Origin of the sequence: Nocardioides sp. 1609 (assembly GCF_004522105.1) — a bacterium.
Taxonomy (GTDB): Bacteria; Actinomycetota; Actinomycetes; order Propionibacteriales; family Nocardioidaceae; genus Nocardioides.
Window position 1 is genome coordinate 282208 of the sequence record NZ_SPUJ01000004.1, and the last position, 15573, is coordinate 297780.

Annotated in this window: 14 protein-coding genes; 8 read left to right on the top strand and 6 right to left on the bottom strand. The window is 72.9% G+C overall.

What is annotated here, in order from left to right; all coding sequences use genetic code 11:
• Window positions 1-13: 13 nt before the first annotated feature.
• The 6 genes from E4623_RS11650 to E4623_RS11670 all read right to left on the bottom strand — a co-directional run bounded on the left by E4623_RS11650 (window position 14) and on the right by E4623_RS11670 (window position 6142).
• Window positions 14-1000, bottom strand: coding sequence for a TauD/TfdA family dioxygenase (locus E4623_RS11650; RefSeq protein WP_134766712.1), 987 nt, complete (start codon window positions 998-1000; stop codon window positions 14-16).
• Window positions 1001-1291: 291 nt separating this feature from the next.
• Entirely contained in the window at window positions 1292-2173 is an 882-nt protein-coding gene (locus E4623_RS11655; RefSeq protein ID WP_167736588.1) for a LysR family transcriptional regulator, read from the bottom strand.
• A gap of 14 nt (window positions 2174-2187) precedes the next feature.
• On the bottom strand, window positions 2188-2700 hold the full coding sequence (locus E4623_RS22635) for an Hsp20/alpha crystallin family protein (RefSeq protein ID WP_209020641.1): 513 nt from the start codon (window positions 2698-2700) through the stop codon (window positions 2188-2190).
• Between the two features lie 53 nt (window positions 2701-2753).
• Window positions 2754-3695 carry a glycine betaine ABC transporter substrate-binding protein gene (locus tag E4623_RS11660; RefSeq protein ID WP_167736589.1) on the bottom strand — a complete coding sequence of 314 codons (942 nt, stop codon included), beginning with the start codon at window positions 3693-3695 and terminating at the stop codon, window positions 2754-2756.
• Window positions 3692-5266 (bottom strand): BCCT family transporter, encoded by a 1575-nt coding sequence (locus tag E4623_RS11665; RefSeq protein WP_167736590.1) that lies wholly within the window; start codon window positions 5264-5266, stop codon window positions 3692-3694. The genes E4623_RS11660 and E4623_RS11665 overlap by 4 nt, the downstream gene beginning before the upstream one ends.
• 135 nt (window positions 5267-5401) lie before the next feature.
• A complete protein-coding gene (locus E4623_RS11670) occupies window positions 5402-6142 on the bottom strand; it encodes a GntR family transcriptional regulator (protein WP_134766716.1) in 741 nt (246 codons plus the stop codon).
• A gap of 146 nt (window positions 6143-6288) precedes the next feature.
• On the opposite strand from E4623_RS11670, the gene E4623_RS11675 reads away from it, so the two are divergent.
• The 8 genes from E4623_RS11675 (at window position 6289) to E4623_RS11710 (ending at window position 15573) form a co-directional block, all read left to right on the top strand.
• Window positions 6289-7182: a TIM barrel protein gene (locus tag E4623_RS11675; protein ID WP_134766717.1), complete on the top strand. Its 894-nt coding sequence runs from the start codon at window positions 6289-6291 to the stop codon at window positions 7180-7182.
• A complete protein-coding gene (gene iolC, locus E4623_RS11680) occupies window positions 7179-8168 on the top strand; it encodes a 5-dehydro-2-deoxygluconokinase (protein WP_280633651.1) in 990 nt (329 codons plus the stop codon). Before E4623_RS11675 ends, iolC begins: the two co-directional genes overlap by 4 nt.
• Complete coding sequence (locus tag E4623_RS11685; RefSeq protein WP_134766718.1) at window positions 8165-9070, top strand: aldolase; 906 nt, start codon at window positions 8165-8167, stop codon at window positions 9068-9070. The genes iolC and E4623_RS11685 overlap by 4 nt, the downstream gene beginning before the upstream one ends.
• On the top strand, window positions 9067-9975 hold the full coding sequence (gene iolB, locus E4623_RS11690) for a 5-deoxy-glucuronate isomerase (RefSeq protein ID WP_134766719.1): 909 nt from the start codon (window positions 9067-9069) through the stop codon (window positions 9973-9975). Before E4623_RS11685 ends, iolB begins: the two co-directional genes overlap by 4 nt.
• Window positions 9972-11957 carry a 3D-(3,5/4)-trihydroxycyclohexane-1,2-dione acylhydrolase (decyclizing) gene (iolD, locus tag E4623_RS11695; RefSeq protein ID WP_134766720.1) on the top strand — a complete coding sequence of 662 codons (1986 nt, stop codon included), beginning with the start codon at window positions 9972-9974 and terminating at the stop codon, window positions 11955-11957. Before iolB ends, iolD begins: the two co-directional genes overlap by 4 nt.
• Window positions 11954-13462 carry a CoA-acylating methylmalonate-semialdehyde dehydrogenase gene (locus E4623_RS11700; RefSeq protein WP_134766721.1) on the top strand — a complete coding sequence of 503 codons (1509 nt, stop codon included), beginning with the start codon at window positions 11954-11956 and terminating at the stop codon, window positions 13460-13462. Before iolD ends, E4623_RS11700 begins: the two co-directional genes overlap by 4 nt.
• Before the next feature lie 29 nt (window positions 13463-13491).
• Complete coding sequence (locus E4623_RS11705) at window positions 13492-14454, top strand: sugar ABC transporter substrate-binding protein (RefSeq protein WP_134766722.1); 963 nt, start codon at window positions 13492-13494, stop codon at window positions 14452-14454.
• 81 nt (window positions 14455-14535) lie between these two features.
• Window positions 14536-15573 (top strand): ABC transporter permease, encoded by a 1038-nt coding sequence (locus E4623_RS11710; RefSeq protein WP_134766723.1) that lies wholly within the window; start codon window positions 14536-14538, stop codon window positions 15571-15573.

The window sequence follows — 15573 nt, forward strand, 5'->3', positions numbered from 1 at the left end:
GGCCGCGGACCCGTCAGGAGATGAGCTCGTCGATGCGCGAGTAGGCCTCGGCGTCGCCGCGCAGGACGCGGCTGCGCTGGCCGCCGATGCTGACCGGGACGTCGCCGGCGACGGTGATCCGGCGCATCTCGCGGTACTGCGTGCCGAAGTCGGCCACGGCGTAGTGCTGGGTGGCGCGGTTGTCCCACATGGCGATGTCGCCGGGCTGCCAGATCCAGCGGATGGTGTTCTCGAGCTTGGTGATCCGGTTCTGCAGCAGCGTGAAGACCGCGGCCGACTCGGCGGAGTTGAGGCCGGTGAAGTGCTTGACGAAGTGGCCGAGCGTCAGCGAGCGCTCGCCGGTCTCGGGGTGCACGCGCACGACGGGGTGCTCGGTCTCGAAGATCTGGGCGGCGAAGTCGGCGCGGCTGTAGTTGGCGTCCGGCTCCTCGGACTCCTCGTCGCGCTGGGCGTAGTCGTAGCTGTTGGTGTGCACGGCCCACAGGTCCTCCACCAGGCCCTTGAGCGACGGCGTGAGCGCCTCGTAGGCGGCGACCGTGTTGGCCCACACCGTGTTGCCGCCGTACGGCGGGAGGTGGATCGCCCGCAGCACGCTGATCGCCGGCACGCGGTCGACGAAGGTCACGTCGGTGTGCCAGGCGTTGGCGGCCATGCCCTTGTCGGCGGTGACCTTGAAGATGCGCTTGCTGCCGGTGTTGACCGTCGGGTGCGCGGTGGTGAGCGGGCCCATCCGCTCGGCGAAGGCCTGGTGGCTGTCGTCGTCGAGGTGGTCCTGGCCGCGGAAGAAGACGACCTTGTGCTGCAGCAGTGCCGCGCGGACCTGGGCCACGGTGTCGGCGTCCAGGTCGCCACCGAGGCGGACGCCGTCGATGCGGGCGCCGATCCGCGCGCCCAGCTGGTGGACCTCGACGCCGGCGGCGGAGGTCGCGGAGGTCCGGGAGGGCTCGGTGGTGACGGAGGCGGGCGGGGCGACGTCGCGGTGCTCGAGGGTGCTGGTCATCGGGTGCTCCTGGGGTTGCGGTGAGGCCGGGGAAGACCTGGAACGGGTGGACCGTGCTCCTCCGCCGGTCCCATATATGAGTGAGAGTATAGAGTTAGCGCAGACCGGTCACCAAGCCGAGGCGCGCCACGAGCGAGACCAGTTCCGGCAGCCAGGTATAGATGCCGTCTATGGGTCGACGCCGAGTCGGCGTGAAGCTCAAGTCAGTTCTCGCCGAGTCGGCGTTCGTGCTCGACGCGAACGCCGACTCGGCGTCAGGGGGACCGACCACCCCGGTGGCGCGGCCGGGGGTCAGCGCTGTCCGCGCGCCAGCCCTCGGGCGATGCCGAGCAGGGCCTCGCCCGCGTGGTCGAGGTGGCCGTCGCGCCAGAGCAGGTGGACGGCGGCGCGGGTCGGCGGGTCGAGGCGGGCCAGGCGGGCGCCCTGGGCGCCGGCCTCGCCGGCCATCCCCTCGGGCAGCAGGGCGGCGCCCGCGCGGGCCAGGACCATCGGGACGACGCTGGCGACGTGGGCGGTCTCCACGGCGAGGTCGGGCGGGAGGCCCGCGGCCTCGAGCCGCTCGTCGAGCAGGGTGCGCAACGCGCTGCCGCGCGGGGTGCAGATGAGGCCGTGCGAGGCGATCTCGGCGAGGTCGACGGTGAGGCCGTGGTCGGTGCCGGGGGGCAGGACGCCGACGAGCTCGACGTCGACCACGTGGAGGCTGGAGACGTGGTCTCCTGGCGGCGCGCCGGACACCAGGCCGAAGTCGACCTCGCCGGCGCGCACCTGCTCGACGACGACGGTGCGGTTGGCCGGGTCGGTCACCTGGAGCTGCAGCCGCGGCATCAGCTGGCGCAGCTCACCGACCACCTGCACCAGGGGGTCGATCGCCCACATCGTGTTGGTCACCACGCGCAGCTGGGCGAACCCGTCGTCGCCGGCCCCGCGGACGGCGCCCGCGGCCTGCGCGAACGAGCGCAGCGTGCGCCGCGCCGGCCGCACCAGTGCGTGACCGGCGGGCGTCAGCCGGACGCCGCGGCCGTGCCGCTCGAAGAGCCGCTCGCCGAGCTCGTCCTCGAGGGTGCGCACGGCGTAGGACAGCGACGGCTGGGCGATGCTCAGCACGCGCGCCGCGCGGGTGAAGCTGCCGGCGTCGGCGATGGCCAGGAAGAACTCGAGCTGCCGACGTTCCACCGTCGGGTCCCGGGTCAGTCGTCGCGCGCGTCGACCGCGCGCGACGTCCTGCCGCGGGAGCGGTCGGCCAGCGCGATCCGGGTGCCCACGCCCCGGACGGCCGCGCCCCGGACCGTGATCTCCACCAGGCCGTCGTCGAACTCGGCGCCGAGGTCGTCGGCCTCGGTGCCCTCGGGCAGCGTGACGACCCGCCGGAACTCGCCGTGGAACCGCTCGCGGACGTAGAAGACGACGTCGTCGTCCCCGTCGCCGGCCGCGGACCGGCGCGCCCCCGACACGGTGAGCACCCCGTGGTGGAACTGGAGGTGGACGTCGTCGGGGTCGACGCCGGCGAGCTCGATGCGGATGACGACGTCGTCGCCGCGGGCGAGGATGTCGGTCGTGGGCAGCCACGCCGAGGCGTGGGTGCGCTCGGACGCCTCGCTCCCGAGCTCGCTGCCGTGGACGCCGAGGGTGCGCATCCGGCTCAGCTCGCTGACGAAGTCGGTGATGCCCTCGAAGGGGTTGCGACGTGAGGTCGGCGGCACGGGTTGCTCCTGGTGGCTGGTCGGGACGGGCGGGTGGGGCGGGACGGGGCTGGTCAGTCGAGGTCGAGCGGCGTCAGCAGGTCGACGCTGCGCAGGTGGTCGCGGGCGACGTCCTCCTCGTCCTCGCCGGCGGTCACCTGCGCGTTCATCGCCACCATCGCATCCTCGCCGAGGGTGCGGTTGACCGCCGCGACGACGGCCATGAACGCGTCGGCGTCGATGGAGTCGAGCTTCTGCTGGCCCACCACCATGACGACGTTCTGGGAGCCGAACAACCGCTCCGGGTCCTCGAGCAGGGTGTAGGCGCCCGACTCGAGCTCGGGGTCGGTGGTGAAGGCGTCGGCCGCGTCGGCGTCCTCGGCGTCGAGGGCGGCGTACTGCTCGCCGAGCTCGGTCGGCTGGAAGGTCACGTCCTCGAGCCCGTAGACCTCCCGCAGGCCCTCGAGCCCGAGCTGGAGGGACTCGAACTCCGCCCGCGCGGACAGCCGGACGCCGCCCTCGACGCCGGCGAGGTCGCCGATCGAGGTGAGTCCGTTGGCCTGGGCGTACTCCCGGGTGACCGCGATCGCGTCCTTGTTCTCGAACGGCGTCATGGTGCTCATCACCATGTCCTGGCCGGCGTAGAAGTCGGCGGCGCGGTCGTAGGTCTCCTCGGGGTCGAGGCCGCTGACCTCCTCGCCCGCGACGACCGAGAGCACGGTGCCGGTGTAGGCGACGTAGCCGTCGATGTCGCCGTCCTTCAGCGACTGGTCGAGCTCCTCGGCAGGGCCGACGCCCTTGCGGAGGTCGACGGTGTAGCCGTTCACGGCGAGCGCCTGGCGCCACAGCTCGCCGAGGATCCGGCCCTCGGGGAACTCCTGCGTGCCGATCCGGATGCGCAGCGTCGCACCCTGCGGCTGCTGCGACGCGTCACGCTCGGAGCTCTCGCCGCACGCCGAGAGCAGGGTCGCGCCCAGCAGCGCCGCCACCAGTGCGGCGAGCGGGCGGCGGTTCACCGGTCGACCTCCACGGGGGGCGCGGACGCGGGCACGACGTCCGTGCGTGGCCCGGCTGGGGGATCGCCCCGTTCGGCGCGGGCGTCCTCCCGCAGCGCCTTCATCCAGCAGTAGGCGACGGCGACGAGCACGAACGTGAACGGCACCGATCCGAGGACGGCGGCCTGTTGCAGCGCGACCAGACCGCCGACGAGCAGCATGGCGCAGGCGATGCCGCCCATCAGCACGCCGAGGATCACCACGACCGCCTTCGACGGCGCGAGCGACCCGCGGGAGGCCATCGTGGCCATCACGATGCTGGCGGCATCGGCGCCGCTGATGAAGAACAGCGCGATCAGCAGCACGCACAGTGCCGAGCTGACCACCGGCAGGGGCAGCGCGTCGAGCGCGGTGAACAGCGACAGCTCGGGCGTCGCGAGCGAGCCGAGGATGTCGGCGCGGCCGCTGCTCTGCAGCTCGATCCCGGTGCCGCCGACGACGGCGAACCACAGGAAGCCGAAGCCGGTGGGCGCCGCGACCACGCCGAGGACGAACTCGCGGATGGTGCGCCCGCGCGAGATCCGCGCGACGAACATCCCGACGAACGGGGCCCACGAGACCCACCAGGCCCAGTAGAAGATCGTCCAGCTCGCCATCCACTGCTCGTCGCCGACGCCGGTCTGCAGCGACATCGGGAGCACCTGGATGACGTAGTTGCCGATCGACTCGATGCCGTTGGAGATCACCAGCACCGTCGCGCCGCCGACCACGGCGAAGAACACGAACAGGCCGATGGTCGCGAGCGAGCCGAGGTTGGCGAGGAGGTTGATGCCCTTCTCGACGCCGGACGTCGCCGACAGCAGGAACAGTGCGGTGACCCCGACGATGATCGTCACCGCGACGGCGTTCGACTTCTCCACGTCGAAGAGGTACTCGAGCCCGCTGTTGAGCTGGAGGCCGTTGAGGCCGAGGGCGGTCGCCGTCCCGAAGAGCGTGGCGACGATGGCGAGCGCGTCGACGATCCGGCCGATCGGTCGCTCGTGGGCCTTCGGGCCGAGGATCGGCGACAGCGTCGAGCTCACCAGCGTCGGCAGGTTCTTGCGGTAGCTGAAGTAGGCCATCGCGCCGCCCATGATCGCGTACATCGCCCAGCCGTTGAAGCCCCAGTGGAAGTAGGTGTAGCGCAGCGCGGTGAGCGCCGCCTCCTCGCTCTGCGGCTCGGCCAGGCCGTGCGGCGGGGCGCTCCAGTGCGAGACCGGCTCGGCGATCCCGTAGAAGAGCAGCCCGGCGCCGAGCCCGGCGGCGAACATCATCGAGACCCACGAGAACGTGCCGAACGCCGGCCGCGAGTCGTCCGGGCCCAGGCGGGTGCGGCCCCACGGGTGCACGACCAGGAAGATGCACAGCGCCAGCGAGCCGAAGGCCAGCAGCACGAACGACCAGCCGAAGTTGCCGATCACCCAGTCGAGGCTGGTCTTCATCACCGTGCCGAGGCTGGTCGGTGCGGCGAGCCCCCAGCCGACGAAGCCGGCGATGAGGAGGGCCGACCCCCAGAACACGCCCGGATCGACACCCTTGATCCACCTGTTCATGCCCGACCTCCGCACCATCGAGAATTAGTCGAGCGACAAACTAGACCAAATCGGCAGCACGTGCTGGACGGGTGTCCGGGAACGGCGACCCTCGACCCGGCCGGCCGAGGGCCGGGCGGCGTCGGGGGGCCGGCGTCAGCGCTCGACGAGCGTCAGGTCGAAGGAGTAGAGCTCCGGCCGGTAGGCGTGCCGGCCGAACTCGACGGCCTGGCCCGCGTCGTCGTACGCCGTGCGCTGCATGGTGAGCAGCGGCGAGCCGCGGCGCTCGCGGAGCCGGGTGGCCTCGGCGGTGGTGGCGCGTCGGCAGCCGATGCGCTGCCGGGCGACCCGGATCAGGATGCCCGAGCGGCGCAGCGTCGCGTAGAGGCCGTGGTGCTCGAGGTCGGCGCCGGCAAGGTCGATCAGGCCGATCGGGAGGTAGTTGCGCATCAGGGCGAGCGGCTCGTCGCCGACGAAGCGCAGTCGCTCCAGCGACCAGACCTCGGCACCCTCGGCGACCCGGAGCTCCTGGGCGGTCTCCTCGTCGGCGGGGGAGCGGCGCAGGTGCAGGATCTCGGTGCGCGGCTCCTGGCCGGCGCGGGCGAGGTCGTCGTACAGGCTGGTCAGCTCGACCGAGCGACGGACCTTGCCGTGCACGACCTGGGTGCCGACGCCGCGCTTGCGCACGAGCATCCCCTTGTCGACGAGGGTCTGGATCGCCTGGCGCATCGTCGGGCGGGAGAGGCCGAGGTCGCGGGCCAGGTCGACCTCGTTGTCGATCCGGTCGCCCGGCGCGATCGCGCCGGAGAGGATGGCCGCCTCGAACTGCTCGGCCACCTGGAAGTACAACGGGATCGGGCTGGAGCGGTCCAGGGTGATCGCGGGGCGGCCGGGCATGGGCGGATCGTAACCCCTCTATGTCAGGACCTTTTAATGTCAGGACAATTGCTTGACAGGGCGGTGTGACTGTCGACACACTCGTCGGAGTCGAGCATATGTCACGACATACCGCGCCGCACGGCCTCCCCGAGAGAAGGTCCCGCATGACCCTCCGTCCCCACTCCCGCATCGCCGGAGCCCCGATCTCGTGGGGCGTCTGCGAGGTGCCCGGCTGGGGTCTGCAGCTGCCGGCCGAGCGCGTCCTGTCGGAGATGCGCGAGCTCGGCCTGCGGGCCACGGAGCTCGGGCCCGACGGGTTCCTCCCCGACGAGCCGCAGGCGAGGGCAGCGCTCCTCTCGGGCTTCGGGCTGCAGGCGGTCGGCGGGTTCGTGCCGGTCCTGCTCCACGACGCCGGCCACGACCCGCTGCCCGAGGTCGACGCCTTCATCGACGGCTGCCTCGCCGCCGGCGGCGCGACCGTGGTGCTGGCCGCGACCACCGGCCAGGACGGGTACGATGCCCGCCCGGTCCTCGACGACGTGCAGTGGAAGACCCTGCTCACCAACCTCGACCGGCTCGCCGACCACGCCCGCGAGCGCGGCGTCGTCGCCGTCGTCCACCCCCACATGGGCACGATGGTCGAGGGGGCCGACGACGTGCAGCGGGTCCTCGAGGGCTCGCACATCGGGCTCTGCGTCGACACCGGCCACCTCGTCGCCGCCGGCGCCGACCCTGTCGCGATCACCCTGGCGCACACCGCGCGCGTCGGCCACGTGCACCTCAAGGACGTCGACGCCGCGCAGGCCGCCCGCGTGCTGGCCGGTGAGATCTCCTTCTCCGACGCGGTCCGTGAGGGTCTGTGGACGGTGCTCGGCGAGGGCTCGGTCGACGTGCTCGCCATGGTCGAGGCGCTCGAGGGCGTCGGCTACCAGGGCTGGTACGTGCTCGAGCAGGACCTGATGCTGAGCGGTGAGCCCGAGGGCGAGGGGCCGGTCGCCGACGTGCGGCGCTGCCTGTCCTACGTCGAGGCCGCGCTCGAGCGGGCGGCGCGCGCGTGAGCCACCCCGACCCCGCCGACACCCCCTTCGAGCTGGTGACGATGGGCCGCGTCGGCGTCGACATCTACCCGCTCCAGGTCGGCGTCCCGCTCGAGGACGTCACGTCGTTCGGCAAGTACCTCGGCGGCAGCTCGACGAACGTCGCCGTCGCGGCCTCCCGCCTCGGTCACCGCGCCGCCACGATCACCCGCACCGGCGACGACCCGTTCGGCCGGTTCGTGCACCGCGCGCTCCGCGGCTTCGGCGTCGACGACCGCTGGGTCACCGCGGTCGACCACCTGCCCACCCCGGTCGTCTTCTGCGAGATCTTCCCGCCCGACGACTTCCCGCTCTACTTCTACCGGTTCCCCACCGCCCCCGACCTCGAGATCCACGCCGAGGAGCTCGACCTCGACGCGATCGCCGCGGCCGACGTCTTCTGGACGACGGTCACCGGCCTGTCCCGCCAGCCCAGCCGGGCCGCGCACCTGGCCGCCCTCGCCGCCCGGTCGGCCCGCTCGACGAGCGGGCGGGGCGGCACCACCGTGCTCGACCTCGACTACCGCCCGATGTTCTGGGACTCCGAGGCCGAGGCCACCGCCGCCATCGGCGAGGCGCTGCCGCACGCCACGGTCGCGGTCGGCAACCGCGAGGAGTGCCGGGTGGCGGTCGGCGAGACCGAGCCGCAGGCCGCCGCCGCCGCCCTGCACGCCGCCGGCGTCGACCTCGCCGTCGTCAAGCAGGGACCCGACGGCGTGCTCGGCAGCCGCCGGCACCCCGACGGCCGGATCGAGCAGGTCGTCGTCCCGCCCGTCCCGGTCGACGTCGTCAACGGGCTCGGCGCGGGCGACGCCTTCGGCGGCGCCCTCGTGCACGGCCTGCTCGCGGGGCTCGACCTCCGTGACACCCTCACCCTCGCGAACGGTGCCGGCTCCTACGTCGCCGGGCAGCTCTCCTGCGCCGACGCGATGCCCACCCTCACCGAGCTCACGGAGTACCTCTCATGACTGCCCCCACGCGCGTCACCCCCGACGACGTCCGCCGGATCGTCGAGACGCGCGTCGGCGACCCCGGACGGATCGCCGGTCTCGCGGCCGCCCGGCAGCAGCCGACCGGTCTCGTCGGCTCCACCGGCCGGCTGATGCTGATCGCCGCCGACCACCCGGCCCGCGGCGCGCTGCGCGCCGGCGACGACCCGCTCGCCATGGGGAACCGGCTCGAGCTGCTCGACCGGATGGTCCGCGCGCTCGCCCGGCCCGGCGTCGACGGCGTCCTCGGCACCGCCGACGTCCTCGAGGACCTGCTGCTGCTCGGCGCCCTCGACGGCAAGGTCGTGGTCGGCTCGATGAACCGCGGCGGCCTGGCCGGCAGCGCGTTCGAGATCGACGACCGGTTCACCGGCCACGACGCCGCGGGGATCGCCGCGGCCGGCTACCAGGGCGGCAAGATGCTGATGCGCATCGACCCGGAGGACCACGCGACGGTCCGCACGCTGGAGGCCTGCGCGCACGCGGTCGGTCAGCTCGCCGAGCGCGGCCTGATGGCCATGGTCGAGCCCTTCCTCTCCTACCGCGACCCGGCCGGGCCGGGCGGCCGGGTGCGCAACCTGCTCACCGCCGAGGCCGTCGTCCGCTCCGCCACCGTGGCCGCGGGGCTGGCGGCGACCTCGGCCCACACCTGGCTCAAGCTGCCGGTGATCGACGACATGGAGCCGGTGCTCGCCGCCACCACCCTGCCGGTGCTGCTGCTCGGCGGCGAGGTCGCGGCCGACCAGGACGCCCAGCTCGCCACCTGGCGCAAGGCGCTGGCCAACCCGGTCGTGCGCGGCATGGTCGTCGGCCGGTCGCTGCTCTTCCCGCCCGGCGGCGACGTCGAGGCCGCCGTCGACGCCACCGTGGAGATGATGTGAGCAGCCCCGCACCCGACCTCGGCCTCGTGGTCCGCGACGGTGAGTCCGCCCGCGGGCCGTGGGTCCTCGACATCGACCCCGAGCGGGCCGGGTGGGGCCACAGCGGGCTCCGGGTCCTCGCCCTCGACCCCGGCGCCGAGCACACCTTCGCCACCGGCGACAGCGAGGTCGTCGTCCTGGCGCTGGCCGGGTCGGCGACCGTCACGGTCGACGGCGCGAGGTTCGAGCTCGTGGGCCGGGCCTCGGTCTTCGCCGGCCCGAGCGACGTCGTCTACGCGCCCCGCGACGGCGAGGTCACCGTCGCCAGCGCCGCGGGCGGCCGGTTCGCGCTCTGCGCCGCCCGCTGCGAACGGCGCCTCGCGCCGGTCCACCTGCCCGCCGCCGACGTCCCGGTCGAGCTGCGCGGCGCCGGACGGGCCAGCCGCCAGGTGCACAACTTCGGGGTGCCCGGCGTCCTCGACGCCGACCGGGTCATCGCCTGCGAGGTACTCACGCCCGGCGGCAACTGGTCGTCGTGGCCGCCGCACAAGCACGACGAGGAGCGCCCCGTCGAGGACCGGGGTGGGGAGACCCTGCTGGAGGAGATCTACTACTTCGAGGTCGCGGACGGACCCGCCGCCGCCGGCCCCGGCATCGGCTTCCAGCGGGTCTACGGCCACGCGGACGCCGACATCGACGTCACCGCCGAGGTACGCACCGGCGACACCGTGCTGGTGCCGCACGGCTGGCACGGTCCCTCGGTCGCCGCCCCCGGCTACGACCTCTACTACCTCAACGTGATGGCCGGTCCCGGCGCCGAGCGGGCCTGGCGGATCTGCGACGACCCCGCCCACACCTGGGTCCGCGACGCGTGGGCCGGCGAGGAGATCGACCCCCGGCTCCCCTTCGGGGAGGAGGCGCGATGACCACCCGGCTCACCGTGGCCCAGGCCCTCGTGCGCTTCCTGGAGGCGCAGCGCGTCGAGCGCGACGGCGTCCGGACGCCGTTCTTCACCGGCTGCTGGGGCATCTTCGGCCACGGGAACGTCGCCGGCGTCGGCCAGGCGCTGCTCCAGCACGAGGTCGCCGGCGGCCGGCTGCGCTACCTGCAGGGCCGCAACGAGCAGGCGATGGTGCACGCCGCCGTCGGCTACGCCCGGCACCGCGACCGCACGGCGGCGATGGCCGTCACCGCCTCCGTCGGCCCCGGCGCCACCAACATGCTCACCGGGGCCGCGCTCGCCACGATCAACCGGCTGCCCGTGCTGCTGCTGCCCGGTGACACCTTCGCCACCCGCGTCGCCCAGCCGGTGCTGCAGGAGCTCGAGTCGCCGACCGCCGGCGACGTGTCGGTCAACGAGGCGTTCCGGCCGGTCTCGGCGTACTTCGACCGCGTCGACCGCCCCGAGCAGCTCGCCTCGGCGCTGCTCAACGCCACCCGCGTGCTCGTCGACCCGGCCCTGACCGGCGCCGTCACGATCGCGCTGCCGCAGGACGTGCAGGCCGAGGCGCACGACTGGCCCGACGAGCTCTTCGCCGAGCGCACCTGGCACCTCGCGCGCCCGGTGCCCGAGCCGGCCGCCCTCCACCGTGCCCTGGAGGTGATCCGCGGCGCCCGTCGCCCGCTCGTCGTCGCCGGCGGCGGCGTGCTCTACAGCGGCGCGGACGCCGCCCTGCGCGCCTTCGCCGAGGCGACCGGCATCCCCGTCGCCGAGACCCAGGCCGGGAAGGGGTCGCTGCCCCACGACCACCCGCAGGCGGTCGGCGCGATCGGGGCCACGGGCACCACGGCCGCCGACGCGCTGGCGAACGACGCGGACGTCGTCATCGGGATCGGCACCCGCTACAGCGACTTCACCACCGCCTCCCGCACGGTCTTCGCCGAGGGCGCGCGGTTCGTCAACGTCAACGTCTCGGCCTTCGACGCCCACAAGCTCTCGGCCACGACCGTCGTCGCCGACGCCCGCGAGGCCGTCGTCGCGCTGACCGCCGCCCTGGCCGGCCCCGACGGCTGGACGGCGCCGCCCGAGCACACCGCCCGCGCCACCGCGCTCGCGCAGGAGTGGGACCGGATCGTCGAGACGGCGTACGCCGGCCCCGCGACCACCGCCACGGGTGACCGGCCCCACGACGGGCGACTCGTCCAGTCGCAGGTGATCGGCGTCGTCAACGAGACCACCGACCCGCGCGACGTCGTCGTCTGCGCGGCCGGCTCGATGCCCGGCGACCTCCACAAGCTGTGGCGCACCCGCGACCGCAAGGGCTACCACGTCGAGTACGGCTTCTCCTGCATGGGCTACGAGGTGGCCGGCGGGCTCGGCATCAAGATGGCCGCGCTCGACGAGGTCGAGGCGGGCCTGGCCCGCGACCGCGACGTCGTCGTCATGGTCGGCGACGGCTCCTGGCTGATGATGAGCACCGAGCTGGTCACCGCCGTCGCCGAGGGCGTCAAGCTCATCGTCGTCCTGGTGCAGAACCACGGCTTCGCCTCCATCGGAGCGCTGTCGGAGTCGCTCGGCTCCCAGCGCTACGGCACCCGCTACCGCCGGCGGACGGCGTCCGGGCTCGACGGCGACCTGCTGCCGGTCGACCTGGCCGCGAACGCCGCCAGCCTCGGCGCCGACGTGCTGCGCGCCGGGACGCTCGACGAGCTGCGCGACGCCGTCCTGGCCGCCAGGGCGTCGACCCGCACCACCGTCATCCACGTCGAGACCGACCCGCTCGTGCCCGCGCCCGACAGCCCCGCGTGGTGGGACGTGCCGGTCGCCGAGGTCTCCGAGCTCGCCTCCACGCAGGAGGCGCGTGCGGCCTACGAGAAGCACAAGGGCGACCAGCGCCACCACCTGACCCCTGCCCCGGCACCCGCCGTCGAGCCCGACCGGGCGCACCAGCCGAAGGACCCCGCATGAGCGACCTCCCCGTCCACGACCACTGGATCGACGGCACGCCCACCGCCGGCACCGGGCAGGAGCGCCTCGGCGACGTCTTCGACCCGGCCACCGGGCGGGTCCGCAGCCGGGTCCGCCTGGCCGGCGTCGCCGACGTCGACGCCGCCGTGGCCGCGGCCCGCTCCGCCGCGGTCACCTGGGCCGAGACGTCGGTGACCGCCCGCTCCCGCGTCATGTTCACCTTCCGCGAGCTGCTGGTGCAGCACGAGGACGAGCTGGCCGCGGTGATCTCGGCCGAGCACGGCAAGACCCTCGACGACGCCCGCGGCGAGGTGGTCCGCGGCCGCGAGGTCGTCGAGTTCGCGTGCGGCATCCCGCAGCTGCTCAAGGGCGACTTCAACGACCAAGTCTCGGCCGGCGTCGACTCCCACTCGTTCCGGCAGCCGCTCGGCGTCGTCGCCGGCATCACGCCGTTCAACTTCCCGATCATGGTGCCGCTGTGGATGCACCCGATCGCGATCGCGTGCGGCAACACCTTCGTGCTCAAGCCGTCCGAGCGGGTGCCCGGCGCCTCCGACCTCGTCGCCCGGCTCTACCAGCGGGCCGGCCTGCCCGACGGCGTCTTCAACGTGGTGCACGGCGACAAGGTCGCGGTCGACGCGCTGCTCGAGCACCCGGACGTCGACGCGGTCTCGTTCGTCGGCTCCACGCCGATCGCGCGCCACGTCCATGAGGGCGCCAGCCGCACCGGCAAGCGCGTGCAGGCGCTCGGCGGCGCGAAGAACCACGCCGTCGTGATGCCGGACGCCGACCTCGACTTCGCCGCCGACCACGTCGTCGCGGCCGGCTACGGCTCGGCCGGGCAGCGCTGCATGGCGATCTCCGCCGTCGTCGCGGTCGGCCCGGCCGCCGACACCCTCGTCGACAAGATCCGCGAGCGCACCGTCGACCTCACGGTCGGACCGGGCAGCCGGGCCGGCGTCGACATGGGCCCGGTCATCACCCGCGCCTCCCGCGACCGGGTCGTCGACTTCGTGGGCCAGGCCGAGGACGCCGGCGCGAAGGTCGTCGTCGACGGTCGCGACCTGGTGGTCGAGGGTCACGAGGGCGGCTTCTTCGTCGGCCCCACCCTGGTCGACCACGCCACCACCGCGATGTCGGTCTACACCGAGGAGATCTTCGGCCCGCTGCTCACCGTCCTGCGCGTGGCGACCCTCGACGAGGCGATCGCGCTGGTCAACGCCAACCCCTTCGGCAACGGCACCGCCGTGTTCACGTCGTCCGGTGAGGTGGGTCGCTCCTTCCAGAGACGCGTCAAGGTCGGCATGATCGGGGTGAATGTGCCGGTCCCGGTCCCGATGGCCTTTCATTCCTTCGGTGGGTGGAAGGACTCGATGTTCGGCGACCACCACATGCACGGCCCCGAGGGGGTCCGGTTCTACACGCAGGCCAAGGTGGTCACCACGCGGTGGCCCCACGTGAGCGAGGAGTCGCTCGCCCAGCTCAACTTCCCGACGGCACAGTGACGCCGGGACCGAGGAGAAGGAAGCACCACATGAAGAAGCTCACCACGGTGGCCGCGCTCGCGCTGGTCGCCACGACCCTGGCCGCGTGCAGCGGCACGGGCGACGAGGAGAAGCAGGACGAGGTCGCCCCCAACGAGCTCACCTACGCGGTCATCACCCACAGCTCCTCCGGCGACGCGTTCTGGGACCGGGTGAAGTCCGGTGCCGAGAAGGCCGGCACCGACTACGGCGTCACGGTCAGCTACTCCTCGGACCCCGACCCGGCCAAGCAGGCCCAGCTGATCGACGGCGCCGTCGCGGACGAGGTCGACGGGATCGTCGTCTCGATGGCCAACCCCGACGGCCTCGAGACCAGCATCAAGGACGCGGTCGCCGCCGGCATCCCGGTCGTCACCATCAACTCCGGGGTCGACCGGTTCGCCGAGTTCGGCGCGATCACCCACATCGGCCAGAGCGAGACGATCGCCGGCGAGGCCGTGGGCGAGCAGCTGAACGAGAACGGCCTGACCAAGGCGATCTGCGTGATCCAGGAGGCCGGCAACGTCGGGCTCGAGGAGCGGTGCGCCGCCGCTGCGGAGAGCTTCGACGGCGACATGGAGAACCTCCAGGTCGACGGCACCGACGACAGCGCGGTGCAGGCCAGCATCACCTCCAAGCTCCAGGCCGACCCCGACATCGACGGCGTCCTCACCCTCGGCGGCCAGTACGCCATCGACGCGGTCGGCGCGGTCGACGAGTCCGGCTCCGAGGCCCAGGTCGCGACGTTCGACCTCAACGAGGACGTCGTCGCCGGTGTCGAGGACGGTTCGATCCTCTTCGCCGTCGACCAGCAGCCCTACGTCCAGGGCTTCCTCGGCGTCACGACGCTCTACCTCAAGTCGATCAACGGCAACGACGTGGGCGGCGGCCAGCCGATCAACTCCGGCCCGGCCTTCGTCACCAAGGAGAACGCCGCCGAGGTCGCCGAGTTCGCCGCCAACGGCACTCGCTGACCCCTCCACCACGGCCTCGTCGAGGTCTGTCGCAGCACGGCATCCCCGCCACACCGAGCACGTCCGAACCTGGGAGTAGTCATGGCCACAGCCATCGCGGTCGACGAGCGCGTCGCGCGCACCTCGACCCTGACGCGCGTGATGAAGCGACCAGAGGTCGGCGCCCTCAGCGCCGCCATCGTCATCTTCGTCTTCTTCGCACTCACCACCGACGTGTTCGCCACCGGCAGGGGAGCCAGCACCTGGCTGCAGCAGGCCTCGACGGTCGGCATCATGGCCGTCGCCGTCGCCCTGCTGATGATCGGCGGGGAGTTCGACCTGTCGGCCGGCGCCATCACCGGCTTCACCGGGCTGGTCGTCGGCGTCCTGACCCGCGAGTACGGCGTCAACATCTTCGCCGCGATCCTGATCTCGCTCGCGCTGGCGCTGCTCATCGGGGCGGTGAACGGGGTCCTGGTGATGAAGACGGGGCTGCCCAGCTTCATCGTCACCCTCGGCACGTTCTTCGTGCTGCAGGGCATCGACCTGGCCGGCACCAAGGCGCTGATCGGGCAGGTCGCCATCCAGGGCATGTCGAAGGTGCCCTACTACGACCAGGCCAAGACCGTCTTCGGCTCGACGCCGCTGACCATCGACGGCGGCGGGATCTACGTCTCGGTGTTCTGGTGGCTCGGCGTCACCGCGGTGGCGACCTGGGTGCTGCTCCGCACCCGGGCCGGCAACTGGATCTTCGCCGTCGGCGGCGCCGTCACCGCGGCCCGCCAGGTCGGCGTCCCGGTCTTCCGCACCAAGGTCGGGCTGTTCATGACCACCGCCGGCGCGGGCTGGCTGGTCGGCATGCTGCTGCTGTTCCGCACCTCGACGGTGCAGAGCAACACCGGCGTCGGCCAGGAGTTCATCTACATCATCTGTGCCGTCGTCGGGGGCTGCCTGATGACCGGCGGCTACGGCTCGGCCATCGGGGCCGCGCTCGGCGCCCTCATCTACGGCATGGTGAACCAGGGGATCGTCTACGCCGGCTGGGACAACAACTGGCTCAAGGCCTTCCTCGGGGTCATGCTCCTCGGCGCCGTGCTCCTCAACGAGTGGGTGCGCAAGCGGGCGGAGACGAGCCGATGA

Coding starts and splice junctions, on each gene's coding strand:
- E4623_RS11665 (WP_167736590.1), bottom strand. CDS start 5,266: ATGAACAGGTGGATCAAGGGTGTCGATCCGGGCGTGTTCTGGGGGTCG.
- E4623_RS11705 (WP_134766722.1), top strand. CDS start 13,492: ATGAAGAAGCTCACCACGGTGGCCGCGCTCGCGCTGGTCGCCACGACC.
- iolD (WP_134766720.1), top strand. CDS start 9,972: ATGACCACCCGGCTCACCGTGGCCCAGGCCCTCGTGCGCTTCCTGGAG.
- E4623_RS11710 (WP_134766723.1), top strand. CDS start 14,536: ATGGCCACAGCCATCGCGGTCGACGAGCGCGTCGCGCGCACCTCGACC.
- E4623_RS11675 (WP_134766717.1), top strand. CDS start 6,289: ATGACCCTCCGTCCCCACTCCCGCATCGCCGGAGCCCCGATCTCGTGG.
- E4623_RS11670 (WP_134766716.1), bottom strand. CDS start 6,142: ATGCCCGGCCGCCCCGCGATCACCCTGGACCGCTCCAGCCCGATCCCG.
- E4623_RS11700 (WP_134766721.1), top strand. CDS start 11,954: ATGAGCGACCTCCCCGTCCACGACCACTGGATCGACGGCACGCCCACC.
- E4623_RS11685 (WP_134766718.1), top strand. CDS start 8,165: ATGACTGCCCCCACGCGCGTCACCCCCGACGACGTCCGCCGGATCGTC.
- E4623_RS11650 (WP_134766712.1), bottom strand. CDS start 1,000: ATGACCAGCACCCTCGAGCACCGCGACGTCGCCCCGCCCGCCTCCGTC.